Genomic DNA, 13,783 nt, shown 5'->3' with positions numbered 1-13,783 from the left:
AAGTGCAACACCCCGCAATCACGCGGGGTGTTGTCATGTGAAAGCAATACAGTCATCTGAGTTGCAAGGACATGCGCGATCTGGGCGAGCGCTCCAGCCGTCATCGCGTGTATCGCTGGATGTGCGCGGAAGGGCTGCGCGCTTAGGTGGGCGATGGTGCAAGCCACGTTTTCATGCCATATCTATGCAGCATGGCGCGGCAACTGCCAAGACAACGCACCGGTGAAGAGTTTCCTCGAGCTGCTCAAACGCGAGCGGATCAGGCGGCGGATCTATCCCACGAAAGACGCCGCACGCGCCGACGCGTTCGACTACATCGAGATGCTCTACAACCCCACAACCACCGCCATCGTTCCAATGACGATCTGTCGCCTGTAGAGTTCGGGCGGCGCCACGCGCAACGAGGGTCATGCGCGTCTATGGAACCCTGGGCGATTCAGACGCTTGATGACCCGACCTTAGGCGATGCGCTCGGACACAGCGTCCATCGACTACACCTGCCCAGCGGGCCACTCAACATCGAGGGACGCCGACGCCGCAACATCGCGAGCCATCGGCAGCATGCGAACGCAAGGGCATGACAGCAGGACAGGACGAGCCTTCAGCACAATCGATAAGATAAAACTATCGATTCAGTAATTTTATTCAAATTACACCAATAAAACTTTCGTTCTATCGTTTGCACATCTGCCATATGAAGTTCGCCAGATGCGCTTGTCCACCACAGCACCGCAGCAAGCACTCACTCTTTGCCGCACAGCCGGCGAACGAACGCCTTGCCCCTGACCTGCCCTTGCCACCAACACACACGCCCACCGTCTGTTTTTCCATTCCAGCCACTGCTGCGACCCATCGCTCCCCACATGTTCACGTAGAGAGATAATTGCTCATGACGACCGAAGCGAAGTGCCCCTTCAACCACGCCACGACCGGCACCAGCACCAGCAACCGCGACTGGTGGCCCAATCAACTGCGGGTGGAACTGCTCAACCAACATTCCGACCGTTCCAATCCGCTGGGCACGCACTTCGACTACGCCAAGGCATTCAAAAGCCTGGACTTCCAAGCGCTGAAGCAGGATCTACGCAAGCTGATGACCGATTCGCAGGATTGGTGGCCAGCCGATTTCGGCCACTACGGTCCGTTCTTCATCCGCATGGCCTGGCATTGCGGCGGCACCTACCGTATCAGCGATGGCCGTGGCGGCTGCCGCCGTGGGCAACAGCGCTTCGCTCCGCTCAACAGCTGGCCGGACAATGTCAACCTGGACAAGGCGCGGCGCCTGGTGTGGCCGATCAAGCAAAAATACGGTCAAGCGATCTCCTGGGCCGACCTGCTGGTCCTCACCGGCAACGTCGCACTGGAGTCCATGGGCTTCAAGACCTTCGGCTTCGCCGGCGGCCGTATAGACACCTGGGAACCGGACCACGACGTGAATTGGGGACGCGAAACGACGTGGCTGGGCAGTGAAGAGCGCTACGCCCACGGGAAGCAGAAGAACACCCGCGATCTGGAACGCCCACTGGCCGCGGTGCAGATGGGGCTGATCTATGCCAACCCGGAAGGTCCCGATGGCGATCCCGATCCACTGTTGTCGGCCCAGGATATCCGCATCACGTTCGGGGAAATGGCGATGGACGACGAGGAGACCGTCGCGCTGATCGTCGGTGGCCACACGTTCGGCAAAACCCACGGCGCCGCCTCGACCGATTATCTCGGCCCCGATCCAGAAGCCGCAGGGCTGGAAATGCAGGGCCTGGGCTGGTTCAACTCCTTCCGCAGCGGCAAAGGCCCCGACACCATCACCAGCGGCCTGGAAGTGACCTGGACCACCACGCCGACGCAGTGGAACCACGACTTCTTAGAACTTCTGTTCAAGTACGAGTGGGAACTGAGCAAGAGCCCGGCCGGCGCGCACCAGTGGGTGGCCAAGAACGCCGATGCGGTGATTCCCGACGCATACGATCCGTCCAAGAAGCACCTGCCGACCATGCTCACCACCGACCTGGCACTGCGCGCCGACCCGGCCTACGAGGCAATCGCGCGGCGCTTCCTGGCGCATCCGGAACAATTGGCCGACGCCTTCGCCCGCGCCTGGTTCAAGCTGACCCATCGCGACATGGGCCCACGCACGCGCTACCTTGGCCCGGAAGTTCCGGCCGAAGAGTTGATCTGGCAGGATCCGATCCCCGCCGTGAACCACCCGCTGGTCGACGCACAGGACATCGCCGCATTGAAGCAGGCCCTGCTCAACGCCGGCCTGAGCATCGCCCAGTTGGTCTCCACGGCATGGGCCTCGGCCTCCACCTTCCGCGGTTCGGACCTGCGTGGCGGCGCCAATGGCGCGCGCCTGTTCCTGGCACCGCAAAAGGACTGGGAGGTCAACCAGCCCGCGCAACTGGCGCAGGTGGAAGCCACGCTGAAACGCATCCAGGCGCAATTCAACGGCGCCCAGAGCAACGGCAAGAAAATCTCGTTGGCCGACCTGATCGTCCTGGGCGGTGGCGCGGCGATCGAACAGGCCGCCAAGCAGGCCGGGCAGACGCTGACCGTGCCGTTCGTGCCAGGACGCATGGACGCCTCGCAGGCGCAGACCGATGTGGAGTCCTTCGCCGTCCTGGAACCGAACGCCGATGGCTTCCGCAACTACGCCAAACCTGGCTACACGGTGTCGGCCGAAGCCATGCTGATCGATAAGGCACTGTTACTGACCCTGACCGCGCCGGAGATGACCGTGCTGGTCGGCGGCCTGCGCGTGCTCGGCGCCAACACCGGGCAGTCCACAGATGGCGTCTTCACCGACCGCCCTGGCGTGCTCAGCAACGACTTCTTCGTCAACCTGCTGGACATGCGCACCGACTGGAAAGCCACCTCGCAACTGCAGGACTTCTACGAAGGCCGTGATCGCAGCACCGGCAGTCTGAAATGGACCGGCACCCGCGTCGACCTGGTGTTCGGCTCCAACGCGATACTGCGCGCGGTGGCCGAGGTCTATGGCAGCACCGATGCGCAAGAGAAGTTCACACGCGATTTCGTCGCCGCCTGGACCAAGGTGATGCAGCTGGACCGCTTCGACCTGGCCGCATGAGGTTGGCGGCTCAAGCGCCGACTGCGACGCCTGAGCCTGCGGCAATCGCGGCGACCAATCGCGACGTGTGGCATCGCGCGACGCACCGCGCCTACAACGCGTCGAGATCGCCCAGCGCGCGGATCAGCCGCCGCGCTCGCTTGTCTGGCTTGCTCTCGGGCGCCTGATAACCATTGCGTTCGGCACGCTGCTGCGCGCGCCATTGCGCGCGCCGTTCCCGCGACTGCTCGCTTTCTTGGTAAAGCGCCTGCGCCACACTGGCCGGGCCACGCGTGTCGCTGAGCCCCAGCACCTGAAGCTCGAAGAGTTCATCGCCTCGTTGCACGCGCAAGCACTCGCCCACGCGCACGGCGCGCGAGGATTTCGGCCGCTGCCCGGCCACCTCCACCTTGCCGGTTTCCACCGCCTGCTTGGCCAGGCTGCGGGTCTTGAAAAAGCGTGCGGCCCACAGCCAGACATCCAACCGAACCGCCGCCGCTTGTGCGAGAAGTTCATTCATTTGTGTTGACGAAAATCCAGCTGCATTGGCTGTTCGCCCGACCGCGCGATGTTGCCTTGCGGCGCCTGCCCGGGATTGCAGCGCTGCTGACGCTGGTTCGCCACCAGTCCATCGGCGCGTGGCGGAATCGCGCTGGGTTGCTCGCCGACCAAACACTCCGTCGATCCGGCCGCACCTTGGCATCGCCCCAACGCGCCCTGTCGGCGCAACCGGTCAATCCCGACAGCAACGCCAACCCCAACGCACTGGCCCCCATCCATTGCACATGACCACGTAACTGCCGCATTGCACGCTCCTTCATTCGGTTTGGCTAACGCGCACCCGCACATCCGCTTGGCGGACAGCGGACCTGCGCATCGATGCAACCAGTCTAGGACGTTGGCGGCTGCGCCGCATCTGTCACCGCCCCGTGCGCATATGCCAGTGCTAGTCTGCCCCCTCACCCAATCCCCTTACGCATCCAATGCAAAAGCCCGGCGCACTCACCGAAGGACCGATCGGCCGGCAGTTGCTGCTGTTTTCGCTGCCGATCCTGGCCGGCAACATCGCGCAATCGCTCAACAGCTCGGTCAATGCGATCTGGATCGGCCACTACCTCGGCGAGGCCGCGGTGACTGCAGCGGCCAACGCCAACAGCATCATCTTTTTCGTGCTCAGTTCGGTGTTCGGTATCGGCATCGCCGCCACGATCCTGATCGGCCAGGCGATTGGCCGCAACGACATGGCGCAGGCGCGTCAGGTGATGGGCACCAGCACGAGCTTCTTCATCGGCATTTCGGTACTGATCGCCGCCAGCGGCTGGTGGCTGGCCCGGCACCTGCTGGCGGCGATGGGAACCCCGGCGGCGTCGCTGCCGCTGGCCGAGGCCTACCTGCGGGTGTTCTTTCTGGCGATGCCACTGCTGTACACGTTCGGTTTCCTGTCAGCGGCGCTGCGCGGCACCGGCGATTCGCGCACGCCGTTTCGTTTTCTGCTGCTGTCGGTGGTGCTGGACATCGTCATGAACCCGCTGCTGCTGTTCGGGCTGGGACCGTTCCCGCGACTGGGGATCGCCGGTGCCGCCTGGTCCACGCTCATCGCACAAGGCATCGCACTCAGCGGACTGCTGCTATACCTGCGCCGCAAGCGCCACGTGCTGTGGCTTGGCCGCCGCGACCTGCACCTGTTCCGGGTGGATCTGCCAATCATGCGCGCGCTGGTCGTCAAGGGCCTGCCGATGGGCATGCAAATGGCGCTGATCTCGCTGGCGATGATCGTACTGATCTCGCTGGTCAACACCTACGGCACCGATACCTCGGCCGCTTACGGCGCCGCCTTGCAATTGTGGGCCTATCTACAGATGCCGGCGATGGCGATCGGTGTCGCCTGTTCGTCGATGGCCGCGCAGAACGTCGGCGCGCAGCGCTGGGACCGGGTCGCGGCGACCGCACGCAAGGGCGTGCTGTTCAACTTCCTGATGACCGGCGCCCTGATCGCACCGCTGATCCTGCTCGACCGCTGGACGCTCGCGCTATTCCTGCCACCCCACAGCACGGCGCTGGAAATCGCTCGCCATCTCAACCACATTACGCTGTGGTCGTTTCTGTTCTTCGGCGTGACCTTCGTGATTTCCGGCGTGGTCCGCGCCACCGGCGCGGTGATCCCGCCCCTGCTGATCCTGGCGCTGGCGCTGTGGGGCGTGCGCGTGCCATTCGCGCAGTTACTGCAACCTTACCTGGGCGCGGAGGCAGTGTGGTGGAGCTTCCCGACCAGCGCCATCTGCGCGATGCTGCTGTCGCTGAGCTATTACCGCTGGGGCAACTGGCGCAAGGCGCGGATGCTCGCGCAACCGCACGCCGACGCATTGACCCACCCCACCGACGTCGCAACGCAACCACCTGCGCCAGTAGTCGGGGTGCCAACCGCACAGGACCCGAGGCGCTGAAACCCGTCCCACAGCCCTCAGTCAATCGCCAGCACGTGCTGCGGGGACTAGCAGCGATTGAACGGAACCGTGCTGGCCGATGATGCAGATGCCACAACCGCTGCTGGGCGGAACTCACGCTCGATGCAAAAAAGCCGCCTCCTCCGCCACGCCCAGCGTGCGCCCCCGCATCGCCACACCGAGCAATCGCAAAAACGCAAACGGCCACCCGGAGGCGGCCGTTGCAGCAGCGACCAGTCGCCGCCGGAGAAGCTTATTCGGCCTTGGCGGCAGCCACAGCAGCCTGGCGGGCGACCTTGGCCTGCGCGGCAGCGGCCAAGTCTTCCTTGATGCGCGCAGCCTTGCCTTCCAGGCCACGCAAGTAATACAGCTTGCCGGCGCGAACCTTGCCGCGGCGCTTCACTTCGACCGACTCGATGGTAGCGCTGTGGGTCTGGAACACGCGCTCGACGCCGTAGCCGTGCGAAATCTTGCGCACGGTGAAGGAGGAGTTCAGGCCCCCGTTCTTGGTGCCGATCACCACGCCTTCGTAGGCCTGCACGCGCTCGCGGTTGCCTTCCTTGACCTTGACGTTGACGACGATGGTGTCGCCCTGGTTGAACTCCGGCAGCTTGCGCTGGATCTGGGCGGCTTCGAAGTCGGCCAGGATGGTCTTGTTGAGCTTGCTCATGATGGGCACCGCTTGTGTCTGGTGAGGTGGTCCGGCAGTCGCCACACGGCGATTGCACGATATCGGGCCGGGCCGAGTCAGCAACGCACTGGCCGGAAAGCCGGGCATTTTAACTCAGCCCAATGCCCATGGCTAGGGCTTGGAAGGATTTTCCGGTTTGGGCGGCTCGGGCGGTGGCGGAACATCCATACCCTCGCGGAATTCCTGCAACAAACGCCGGTCGGTCGCACTCAACGCGGCGGCGTCCAGCAACTCCGGACGCCGCCGCCAGGTCCGCCCCAGCGCCTGCATCCGCCGCCAGCGTGCGATCTCGGCGTGGTTACCGGAGCGCAGCACAGCCGGAACCTCGCCCAGGGCATGCATGCGCGGATGGGTATAGTGCGGACAATCGAGCAGGCCGTCCGGCCCTTCGAAACTGTCCTGGGCCGCGGACTCGGCGTCGTTCAACGCGCCCTCCTGCAACCGGGTCAGCGCATCCACCAGCACCGCCGCGGCCAATTCGCCGCCGGACAGCACGTAGTCGCCGATCGAGATTTCCTCGTCCACCGCAGCGGCAACGAAACGTTCGTCCACACCCTCGTAGCGCCCGCACAGCAGCAGCAGGCGCGGCAGTACGGCCAGTTCGCGGACCTTGGCCTGGGTCAACGGCTGCCCCTGCGGACTGAGGTAAATCAGCGGCGCCGGCTGCGGATCGACTGCGCGCACTGCCTGCAAACAGGCCTGCAGCGGCTCGATCATCATCACCATGCCCGGCCCGCCGCCGAACGGACGGTCGTCCACCTTGCGGTAGCCCCCACTGGCGTAGTCGCGTGGATTCCAGCCATGCAGACCCAACAGCGCGCGCTCCTGCGCACGGCCAACCACGCCGAACGCCGCACACTGGGCGACGAACTCGGGGAACAGGCTGATGACGTCGATGCGCATGGTGAACTCGGGACTCGGGACTCGGGACTCGGGACTCGGGACTCGCAAAGCCTAGGCATGCGCCGCTGCTGTGCAAGCCCCTGCCGGACTCAGAACTCGGGATCCCAATCGACCACGATCAGGTTGGCCTCGAAATCCACCGACCTGACGTAATCCGGCTGCACGAACGGCACCAGCCGCTCACGCTCGCCGCGCACCACCAGCACATCGTTGGCGCCAGTGGAGAACAGGTGCGATACCTGCCCCAAGGCCACACCTTCGACGGTGCGCACGTCTAGACCCTCCAGATCCACCCAGTAGTATTCATCCGGACGCGGCGGCGGCAAGCTACTACGCGTTACGTAGATCTCGGTGCCACGTAAGGCTTCGACCGCATCGCGATCGCTCACCTCGGGCAGGCTGGCGATCAGGGACTTGCCGGAAGCGCGACCACGCACGCCAGTCAGGGTGCTCTCGCTGCCGTCGGGTTTGCGCACGATCCAGGGTTGATAGCGAAAAATGGCCAGACGCGGCTCGGTCCACGATTCGAGCTTGGCCTCGCCACGGATGCCGAACGCGCCGAGAACCCGACCGAGCAGGATGCGGCGCTGGCTATCTTTCATCGGAGCAAACGCAAGGGCCGCACGCAGATGGCGCGGCCCACAGGATCAGGCCGCGACGGCCTGGGCCTTGGTGGCTTCCTTGCACAGATTACGCACCTTGTCGGTCAGCTGCGCGCCATTGGACACCCAATGCTCGACGCGGGCCATGTCCAGCACCACGCGCGGCTCTGCGCCCTGCGCGACCGGGTTGTAGTAGCCAAGGCGTTCGATGTTGCGGCCGTCGCGCGCGCTGCGCACGTCGGTGACGATGATGTGGTAGAAGGGGCGCTTCTTGGCGCCGCCACGGGTAAGGCGGATCTTGACCATGGTTGAGTTCCGGTGTTGCCCAGTCGCCAGGATGGCGCGGTGAACTGGCAATGATAACCACTGCTACGCGCGCTGCCAAGTCGCCCCAGCCGTTCAGATCGACTGCCATGGCTGGGTGCGCAATGCGGCCTCCAGTACTTCCAACACCTGCTTGGCAGGCCGCAACGCGCGCCCATCCACCGTGGCGATGGCCTGCTGCCCACGGGCATTGCAGACGAATGCGGCCATGTCCGCATCCAACTCGTGCACTTGCAACGGTCGCACTTGCTGCGCCACGCCCAACGCGGCCAATCCCGCCTGCAACAAGCGCTCCTGGGTTCCGCGCAGGGCCGGCGCCTGCGGCCAATGCAGACACTGCCCATCCCACGCACCCAGGTTCCAGGTCGTGCCTTCGGCCACCCATCCGTGCGCATCAACAAACAATGCATCATCGCACCCGGCCTGCATCGCCAGGCGGCGCTGGTGGAAGGCAGCGAAGGTACCGACATGCTTGATCTGCGGCAATTCGCGCGCGAACACGCTGCTGCGCAGACGCAATGGCGCGACGTCCGCCACCGCTGGCGCATCCAGCGAAACCAGCAACTCCGGCATGCAAACCGCATCGGCACGACGCAACGCGAAGCGCGGCGAGAACACCGTGGCGCGCAGCGAGGCATCGGCATGACCGAACTCAGCCAGCGCCGCGCGCAATTCGGCACGCACGTGCTCGGCCAGCAACGCACTGCCGAATAGCAATTGACTGGCCTGATCCAGCCGTTGCAGGTGCAGATCCAACCCGCGCACCGCGCCATCGCGCACCTGCAGCGTACTGAAGTGGCCGTAGTTGACTAGCGCCGCCGCGGCCAGCACCTCCGCATCCGCCAGCCTCCCGGCGTGAAACACGCGCGCGCTCACCGCAAAGCCTGCGCTTGCGCCCACCACTGCGCCACCAGTTCCGGCGCCGGCTGCGCCTGGGCCATCCATGCCGACTGTCCAGCCCAAGCCTGCATGGTCGGCAGATGATCGGCCTGCTGCGCGGCTTGGCGCATCGGCGTGGTCAAGCCGCGTTGCACGGGGTATGGCCGCGGCGCTGGCGCCCCAGGCGCGGCGGCGGCGCGCACATAGTCGTTGGTCAGCGCACGACCCAGGCGGCCAGAGAAGGCGCGCGTCAGCACCGCGTGTTCGGGTTCGGCCTGGGCCAGCGCATTGGCCCAGGCCGGCGCCAATGCCGCTTCCGGCGTGCGCAGCAACGCGGTGCCGATCTGCACCGCGCTCGCGCCCAGGGCCAATGCAGCGGCGATGCCGCGACCGTCACCGATACCGCCAGCCGCGATCACCGGCACCTGCAGGCGATCGACCAGGCGCGGCAACAACGCGAACAATCCGGTCAATTGGCGCTCGGCGCTGGCCGCATCGAACGCACCGCGATGGCCGCCGGCCTCGGCCCCCTGCGCGACCACCGCATCGGCGCCGGCCTCCTGCGCAGCCAGCGCTTCCTCCAACGTGGTGGCGCAGGCGAACCAGGCGATGCCGGCCTGCTTCAATTGCGCGACAAAGGCGGGCGGGAACAGCCCCATGATCGAGGAGGCCGCCATCGGACGCGCTTCCAACACGGCGGCGCATTGCGCAGCGAAGTCGGCTGGCGCCGCGTCGCCAGCGCTGGGATCCACCGGCGGCCCCCAGGCGCCGAGAAAAGCACGCATGTCGGCCTCGGCAGACGCATCGCGCAACGGCGGTGGATCCGGCACCCATAGATTGATCTGGGCCGGTCCACTGCAAGCAGCGCGAAAGGCGTCCATCCACGCGACGATGTCCTGCGGCGAGGACAACACCGCCCCCATTGCGCCCATACCACCGGCCGCAACCACGGCTGCCGACAGTGGCACAGGACACGCTCCGGCCATCGGACTGAGCAGCACCGGCAGGCGCAACCCGAACCGCTGCCGAAAGGCGTCGACCCGCGACAAGTCCCCCATCATGCGACTCCAATGATCAACAGAACACGCATGGTAACGGCGACTGGCCTGGGCCACTGCGCAGTCGCCGACAGCACTACCCAGCGGCTCATCGACTGCAACACCAAGACCAAAAACACAGAGAACAATCGCCAACGAAAGGACACAAAGCCCGTGCCGTGTTCAGCACTCAGCGGAACGGCAGGCCGCCGCCGCCCATGCCACCCATCATGCCCTTCATGCCGCGCATCAGGCCCTTCATGCCGCCGCCGGCGAGCTTGCCCATCATCTTTTCCATCTGCTGGAACTGCTTCATCAACTTGTTGACGTCGGCCGGCTGGGTACCGGAACCGCGGGCGATGCGCGCGCGGCGCGAACCGTTGAGCAAGGCCGGGTTGCGCCGCTCCTTCTTGGTCATCGAGCCGATGATGGCGATCATGCGTGGCACCTCCTTGTTACCGGCCACTTGCTGCTTGAGGTGCTCGGGGATCTGCCCCATGCCCGGCAGCTTGTCCATCAATCCGGACAAGCCGCCCATGTTCTGCATCTGCTCGAGCTGGTCGCGCATGTCGTTGAGGTCGAACTTCTTGCCCTTGGCGACTTTCTCCGCCAGCTTCTGTGCCTTGTCCTTGTCGACCTGCTGCTCGACCTGCTCGACCAGCGACAACACGTCGCCCATATCCAGGATGCGACTGGCCAGGCGGTCGGGATGGAAGACATCCAGACCATCGGGCTTCTCGCCCACGCCGATGAACTTGATCGGCCTGCCGGTGATGTAACGCACGCTCAGCGCGGCGCCGCCGCGCGCATCGCCGTCGGTCTTGGTCAACACCACGCCAGTGAGCGGCAGCGCATCGCTGAACGCCTTGGCGGTGTTTGCCGCGTCTTGGCCGGTCATGGCATCGACCACGAACAGTGTCTCGGCCGGGGTGATCGCGGCATGCAACGCCTTGATCTCCGCCATCATCGCCTCGTCGATGGCCAGGCGGCCGGCGGTATCGACCAGCAGCACGTCGACGAAGGACTTGCGCGCATCGGCGATGGCGGCGCGAACGATGTCCACCGGTTGCTGCGAGGATTCGGACGGGAAGAACAACACACCGACCTGCTCGGCCAAGGTCTTGAGCTGTTCGATCGCGGCAGGCCGATACACGTCGGCGCTGACCACCATCACTTTCTTCTTGCGCTTTTCCTTCAGATGCTTGGCCAGCTTGCCGACAGTGGTGGTCTTGCCCGCGCCTTGCAAGCCCGCCATCAACACGATGGCCGGTGCAGGCACGTTGAGGTTGAGGTCGCTGGCGGCCGAGCCCATCACCGCGGTCAACTCGTCGCGCACCACCTTGATCAGCGCCTGACCCGGGGTCAGGCTCTTGAGCACTTCCTGACCGACCGCGCGCACCTTGATGCGTTCGATCAGCGCCTGCACCACCGGCAGCGCAACGTCGGCCTCGAGCAGGGCAATGCGCACCTCGCGCGTGGCTTCGCGGATGTTCTCCTCGGTCAAGCGGCCACGCCCGCGCAGGCGCTGCATGGTGCCGGAGAGACGCTGGGTTAAGGATTCGAACATGCGGGCGGATCGCAGACGGGAAACGGTCTTTGATTATAGCCCTGCGCGTTGGCGATCCCCGTGGCGCAGCGGCCGCCACCATCACCAGGCTCGGCGCGATATGCGAAACTGACGCGATGCTCATCCTCGTCGCCACCTTGCTATACCTGACCGCGACCGGCCTGCTCGTTGGCGCGGTCGTGCGCGACCGGGTGGAGCGCAGCCGCGTGTGGCTGTGGCCGGCGTTGCCGGCGGTGGTGCTGCACGCGGCATACCACGTGCAGGTGGCGCTGCATACGCCCGGCGGCCCGGACATGCACTTCTTCGCCGCGCTGTCGCTGGTGAGCCTGGGGATGGCGTTGATGACCGCGCTGGTCGGCGCCAGCGGGCGCATGGCCGCGCTCGGCGTGGTGGTCTTTCCTCTCTCGGCGACGCTGCTGCTGGCCTACCACGGTTACGGCCACGCGCCAGCGCCACTGCTGGATTGGCGGCTGCAACTACATGCCTGGCTGGCGTTGCTGGCCTACGCCACGCTGGGCATCGCCGCACTGCTGGCGGCGATGCTGTGGCTACAGGAACGCGCGCTGCGGCGTCGCGACTTCCACCCGTGGTTGCGCGCACTGCCGCCGCTGACCGCACTGGAAACCCTGTTATTCCGCACGATCGTGGTCGGTTTCATCCTGCTCAGCCTGACCCTGCTGACCGGGGTCTTGTTCGTGCAGGATTTCCTGGCGCAACAGCTCGTGCAAAAGACCGTGCTCAGCGTGCTGTCGTGGATCGTGTTCGGCGCACTGCTGTTCGGCCGCTGGCGCTACGGCTGGCGCGGAGTCAAGGCGGTGCACTGGACCTTGGTGGCGATGCTGTTGTTGCTGCTGTCGTTTTTCGGCAGCAAGTTCGTGATCGAAGTGCTCCTGGGCCACCTGCAATAAGCACCACACGCCACCGAACAATGCATGCTTGCTCGTAGCGCATGCGCACGCTGCGACGCCTATACCGTGCAGATCGGCGCGAACAACATGCGCTGTTTAGAGCGTGTTCAAAGTCTCCCGCGAGCATGAGAAGCTCGGAGGATGAGAAAAGCCTATCCAAGCGGCATCAAGCGCGAGCAGTTCGAGCAGGCCAGGGAATTGCTCGAGAGCGCCCGCAGGAAGACAGCGCCGCGCAGGCGCGTGACCTCACCCGACCAGTGCGGCCTCCACCGCAGCCCAATCGGCGCCCGCACCGACCTCGGCAAAGCGGTATTGGATGCGATGCCGATAGATCTGCCCCGGGCGCAGGATCGTGTCGGGGAACCCAGGCTGGTTCGGTGCATCTGGATAGCCTTGCGGCTCCAGACAAATGCCGCGCCCCAGGTGCGGATGCTGCCGGTCCAGCCCCTGCCCCTCGTACAGTTGCAGCGCCGGCATCGGACTGTCCAGACGCATCGCCACGCCGCTGTACGGCGAGTACAGCAGCGCGCTGTAGTCGCGCACCTGCGCCAGCACCAGGCAATGATCGTAACCGGCACTCAGGCACAGTTGCGGATCGGCGGCGATGTCCTTGTCGGCGATCGCACGTGGGCTGCGGAAATCGAACGGCGTGGCGGCAACGCCGGCGATCTCGCCGCGGGGCAGCATGCCCGCGTCGCACACAGGCAGGTAGCCCTCGGCGGGCACGCGTAGCCACTGCGCCGCCGCGGCCACGGCGGGATCGCCGGCCAGATTGAAATACGGATGATGGGTGAGGTTGAGCGGCGTGGGCGCATCGGTCTGCGCGACGAACTCCAACTCCAGGCAATGATCGTGCAGACGAAACGCCGCTTCCACCCGCAACGCTCCGGGATAGCCTTCCTCGCCGGCCGGCGAGTCGTAACGCAGTTGTAGTTCGCTCGTGGACTGCGCCACGACCGTCCACACGCGCCGTCCGAAACCCTGTGCGCCGCCGTGCAAGTGGTTAGCCCCCTCGTTGGCGGTCAAAGGATAACGCTGCCCATCGAGCGTGAACGCCGACCCGGCGATGCGATTGCCGAAACGACCGACCAACACGCCCAGATACGCCGGATCGTGCAGATACGCCTGCAACGTCGGCAGCCCCAGCACCATTTCGACAGGACCGTGCGCGGTGTCCAGGCGCAGGCTGCGCAGCAGACCACCGTAAGTCAGCAGTTCGGCGCGCAGGCGATGCCCGCTGTCCAGGACCAGGCGATGAATGGCGGTGCCGTCGGGAAGATGGCCGAAGATCGATGACATGCAGACTCCAGGTTCTGCCGGCACACGCGCCAGCGTGGCGTGCAGCATACCCAGGACGGACA

At 65.3% G+C, this 13,783-nt stretch carries 12 protein-coding genes and 2 pseudogenes; 5 read left to right on the top strand and 9 right to left on the bottom strand.

Annotated elements, in window-relative coordinates; all coding sequences use genetic code 11:
* Window positions 1-195: 195 nt before the first annotated feature.
* Together XalbCFBP2523_RS17150 and katG are read left to right on the top strand one after the other, a co-directional pair.
* Window positions 196-395, top strand: a pseudogene (locus tag XalbCFBP2523_RS17150) (IS3 family transposase); the annotation flags it as partial.
* 494 nt (window positions 396-889) lie between these two features.
* Complete coding sequence (katG, locus tag XalbCFBP2523_RS10215; protein WP_045765473.1) at window positions 890-3,088, top strand: catalase/peroxidase HPI; 2,199 nt, start codon at window positions 890-892, stop codon at window positions 3,086-3,088.
* A 91-nt stretch (window positions 3,089-3,179) separates the two neighbouring features.
* On the opposite strand, the gene XalbCFBP2523_RS10210 is transcribed toward katG, so the two are convergent.
* Complete coding sequence (locus XalbCFBP2523_RS10210) at window positions 3,180-3,587, bottom strand: RNA-binding S4 domain-containing protein (protein WP_045765472.1); 408 nt, start codon at window positions 3,585-3,587, stop codon at window positions 3,180-3,182.
* Between the two features lie 463 nt (window positions 3,588-4,050).
* Here XalbCFBP2523_RS10210 and XalbCFBP2523_RS10200 point away from each other — a divergent pair, with 463 nt between their 5' ends.
* The gene (locus XalbCFBP2523_RS10200; protein ID WP_045765470.1) at window positions 4,051-5,511 is read left to right on the top strand and encodes an MATE family efflux transporter; all 1,461 of its coding nucleotides are present in this window, start codon (window positions 4,051-4,053) and stop codon (window positions 5,509-5,511) included.
* 253 nt (window positions 5,512-5,764) lie between these two features.
* Here XalbCFBP2523_RS10200 and rplS read toward each other — a convergent pair whose 3' ends face one another.
* The 7 genes from rplS to ffh all read right to left on the bottom strand — a co-directional run bounded on the left by rplS (window position 5,765) and on the right by ffh (window position 11,514).
* Entirely contained in the window at window positions 5,765-6,181 is a 417-nt protein-coding gene (gene rplS, locus XalbCFBP2523_RS10195) for a 50S ribosomal protein L19 (protein WP_012915482.1), read from the bottom strand.
* Window positions 6,182-6,313: 132 nt separating this feature from the next.
* A complete protein-coding gene (gene trmD, locus XalbCFBP2523_RS10190) occupies window positions 6,314-7,105 on the bottom strand; it encodes a tRNA (guanosine(37)-N1)-methyltransferase TrmD (protein WP_045764339.1) in 792 nt (263 codons plus the stop codon).
* Between the two features lie 89 nt (window positions 7,106-7,194).
* Complete coding sequence (rimM, locus tag XalbCFBP2523_RS10185; RefSeq protein ID WP_045765469.1) at window positions 7,195-7,707, bottom strand: ribosome maturation factor RimM; 513 nt, start codon at window positions 7,705-7,707, stop codon at window positions 7,195-7,197.
* 45 nt (window positions 7,708-7,752) lie between these two features.
* Window positions 7,753-8,013 (bottom strand): 30S ribosomal protein S16, encoded by a 261-nt coding sequence (gene rpsP / locus XalbCFBP2523_RS10180; RefSeq protein ID WP_012915479.1) that lies wholly within the window; start codon window positions 8,011-8,013, stop codon window positions 7,753-7,755.
* A gap of 93 nt (window positions 8,014-8,106) precedes the next feature.
* Complete coding sequence (locus XalbCFBP2523_RS10175; RefSeq protein WP_045766660.1) at window positions 8,107-8,907, bottom strand: aminotransferase class IV family protein; 801 nt, start codon at window positions 8,905-8,907, stop codon at window positions 8,107-8,109.
* Window positions 8,904-9,968: an NAD(P)H-dependent flavin oxidoreductase gene (locus tag XalbCFBP2523_RS10170; protein ID WP_045766659.1), complete on the bottom strand. Its 1,065-nt coding sequence runs from the start codon at window positions 9,966-9,968 to the stop codon at window positions 8,904-8,906. The genes XalbCFBP2523_RS10175 and XalbCFBP2523_RS10170 overlap by 4 nt, the downstream gene beginning before the upstream one ends.
* A 169-nt stretch (window positions 9,969-10,137) precedes the next feature.
* The gene (gene ffh, locus XalbCFBP2523_RS10165) at window positions 10,138-11,514 is read right to left on the bottom strand and encodes a signal recognition particle protein (protein WP_012915476.1); all 1,377 of its coding nucleotides are present in this window, start codon (window positions 11,512-11,514) and stop codon (window positions 10,138-10,140) included.
* Window positions 11,515-11,630: 116 nt separating this feature from the next.
* Here ffh and XalbCFBP2523_RS10160 point away from each other — a divergent pair, with 116 nt between their 5' ends.
* Window positions 11,631-12,422: a cytochrome C assembly family protein gene (locus tag XalbCFBP2523_RS10160; RefSeq protein WP_045765468.1), complete on the top strand. Its 792-nt coding sequence runs from the start codon at window positions 11,631-11,633 to the stop codon at window positions 12,420-12,422.
* 141 nt (window positions 12,423-12,563) lie between these two features.
* Window positions 12,564-12,659, top strand: a pseudogene (locus XalbCFBP2523_RS10155) (IS5/IS1182 family transposase); the annotation flags it as partial.
* A 9-nt stretch (window positions 12,660-12,668) separates the two neighbouring features.
* On the opposite strand, the gene XalbCFBP2523_RS10150 reads toward XalbCFBP2523_RS10155, so the two are convergent.
* A complete protein-coding gene (locus XalbCFBP2523_RS10150) occupies window positions 12,669-13,721 on the bottom strand; it encodes an aldose epimerase family protein (RefSeq protein ID WP_045766658.1) in 1,053 nt (350 codons plus the stop codon).
* Window positions 13,722-13,783 lie beyond the last annotated feature (62 nt).

The organism is Xanthomonas albilineans (assembly GCF_002939705.1).
GTDB lineage: Bacteria > Pseudomonadota > Gammaproteobacteria > Xanthomonadales > Xanthomonadaceae > Xanthomonas_A > Xanthomonas_A albilineans.
This window is presented reverse-complemented; position numbering and strand designations above follow the sequence as displayed.

Bases quoted from the DNA above. Each gene is read 5' to 3' on its own strand.
- katG (WP_045765473.1), top strand. From the start codon at position 890: ATGACGACCGAAGCGAAGTGCCCCTTCAACCACGCCACGACCGGCACC.
- XalbCFBP2523_RS10210 (WP_045765472.1), bottom strand. From the start codon at position 3,587: ATGAATGAACTTCTCGCACAAGCGGCGGCGGTTCGGTTGGATGTCTGG.
- XalbCFBP2523_RS10200 (WP_045765470.1), top strand. From the start codon at position 4,051: ATGCAAAAGCCCGGCGCACTCACCGAAGGACCGATCGGCCGGCAGTTG.
- rplS (WP_012915482.1), bottom strand. From the start codon at position 6,181: ATGAGCAAGCTCAACAAGACCATCCTGGCCGACTTCGAAGCCGCCCAG.
- trmD (WP_045764339.1), bottom strand. From the start codon at position 7,105: ATGCGCATCGACGTCATCAGCCTGTTCCCCGAGTTCGTCGCCCAGTGT.
- rimM (WP_045765469.1), bottom strand. From the start codon at position 7,707: ATGAAAGATAGCCAGCGCCGCATCCTGCTCGGTCGGGTTCTCGGCGCG.
- rpsP (WP_012915479.1), bottom strand. From the start codon at position 8,013: ATGGTCAAGATCCGCCTTACCCGTGGCGGCGCCAAGAAGCGCCCCTTC.
- XalbCFBP2523_RS10170 (WP_045766659.1), bottom strand. From the start codon at position 9,968: ATGGGGGACTTGTCGCGGGTCGACGCCTTTCGGCAGCGGTTCGGGTTG.
- ffh (WP_012915476.1), bottom strand. From the start codon at position 11,514: ATGTTCGAATCCTTAACCCAGCGTCTCTCCGGCACCATGCAGCGCCTG.
- XalbCFBP2523_RS10160 (WP_045765468.1), top strand. From the start codon at position 11,631: ATGCTCATCCTCGTCGCCACCTTGCTATACCTGACCGCGACCGGCCTG.
- XalbCFBP2523_RS10150 (WP_045766658.1), bottom strand. From the start codon at position 13,721: ATGTCATCGATCTTCGGCCATCTTCCCGACGGCACCGCCATTCATCGC.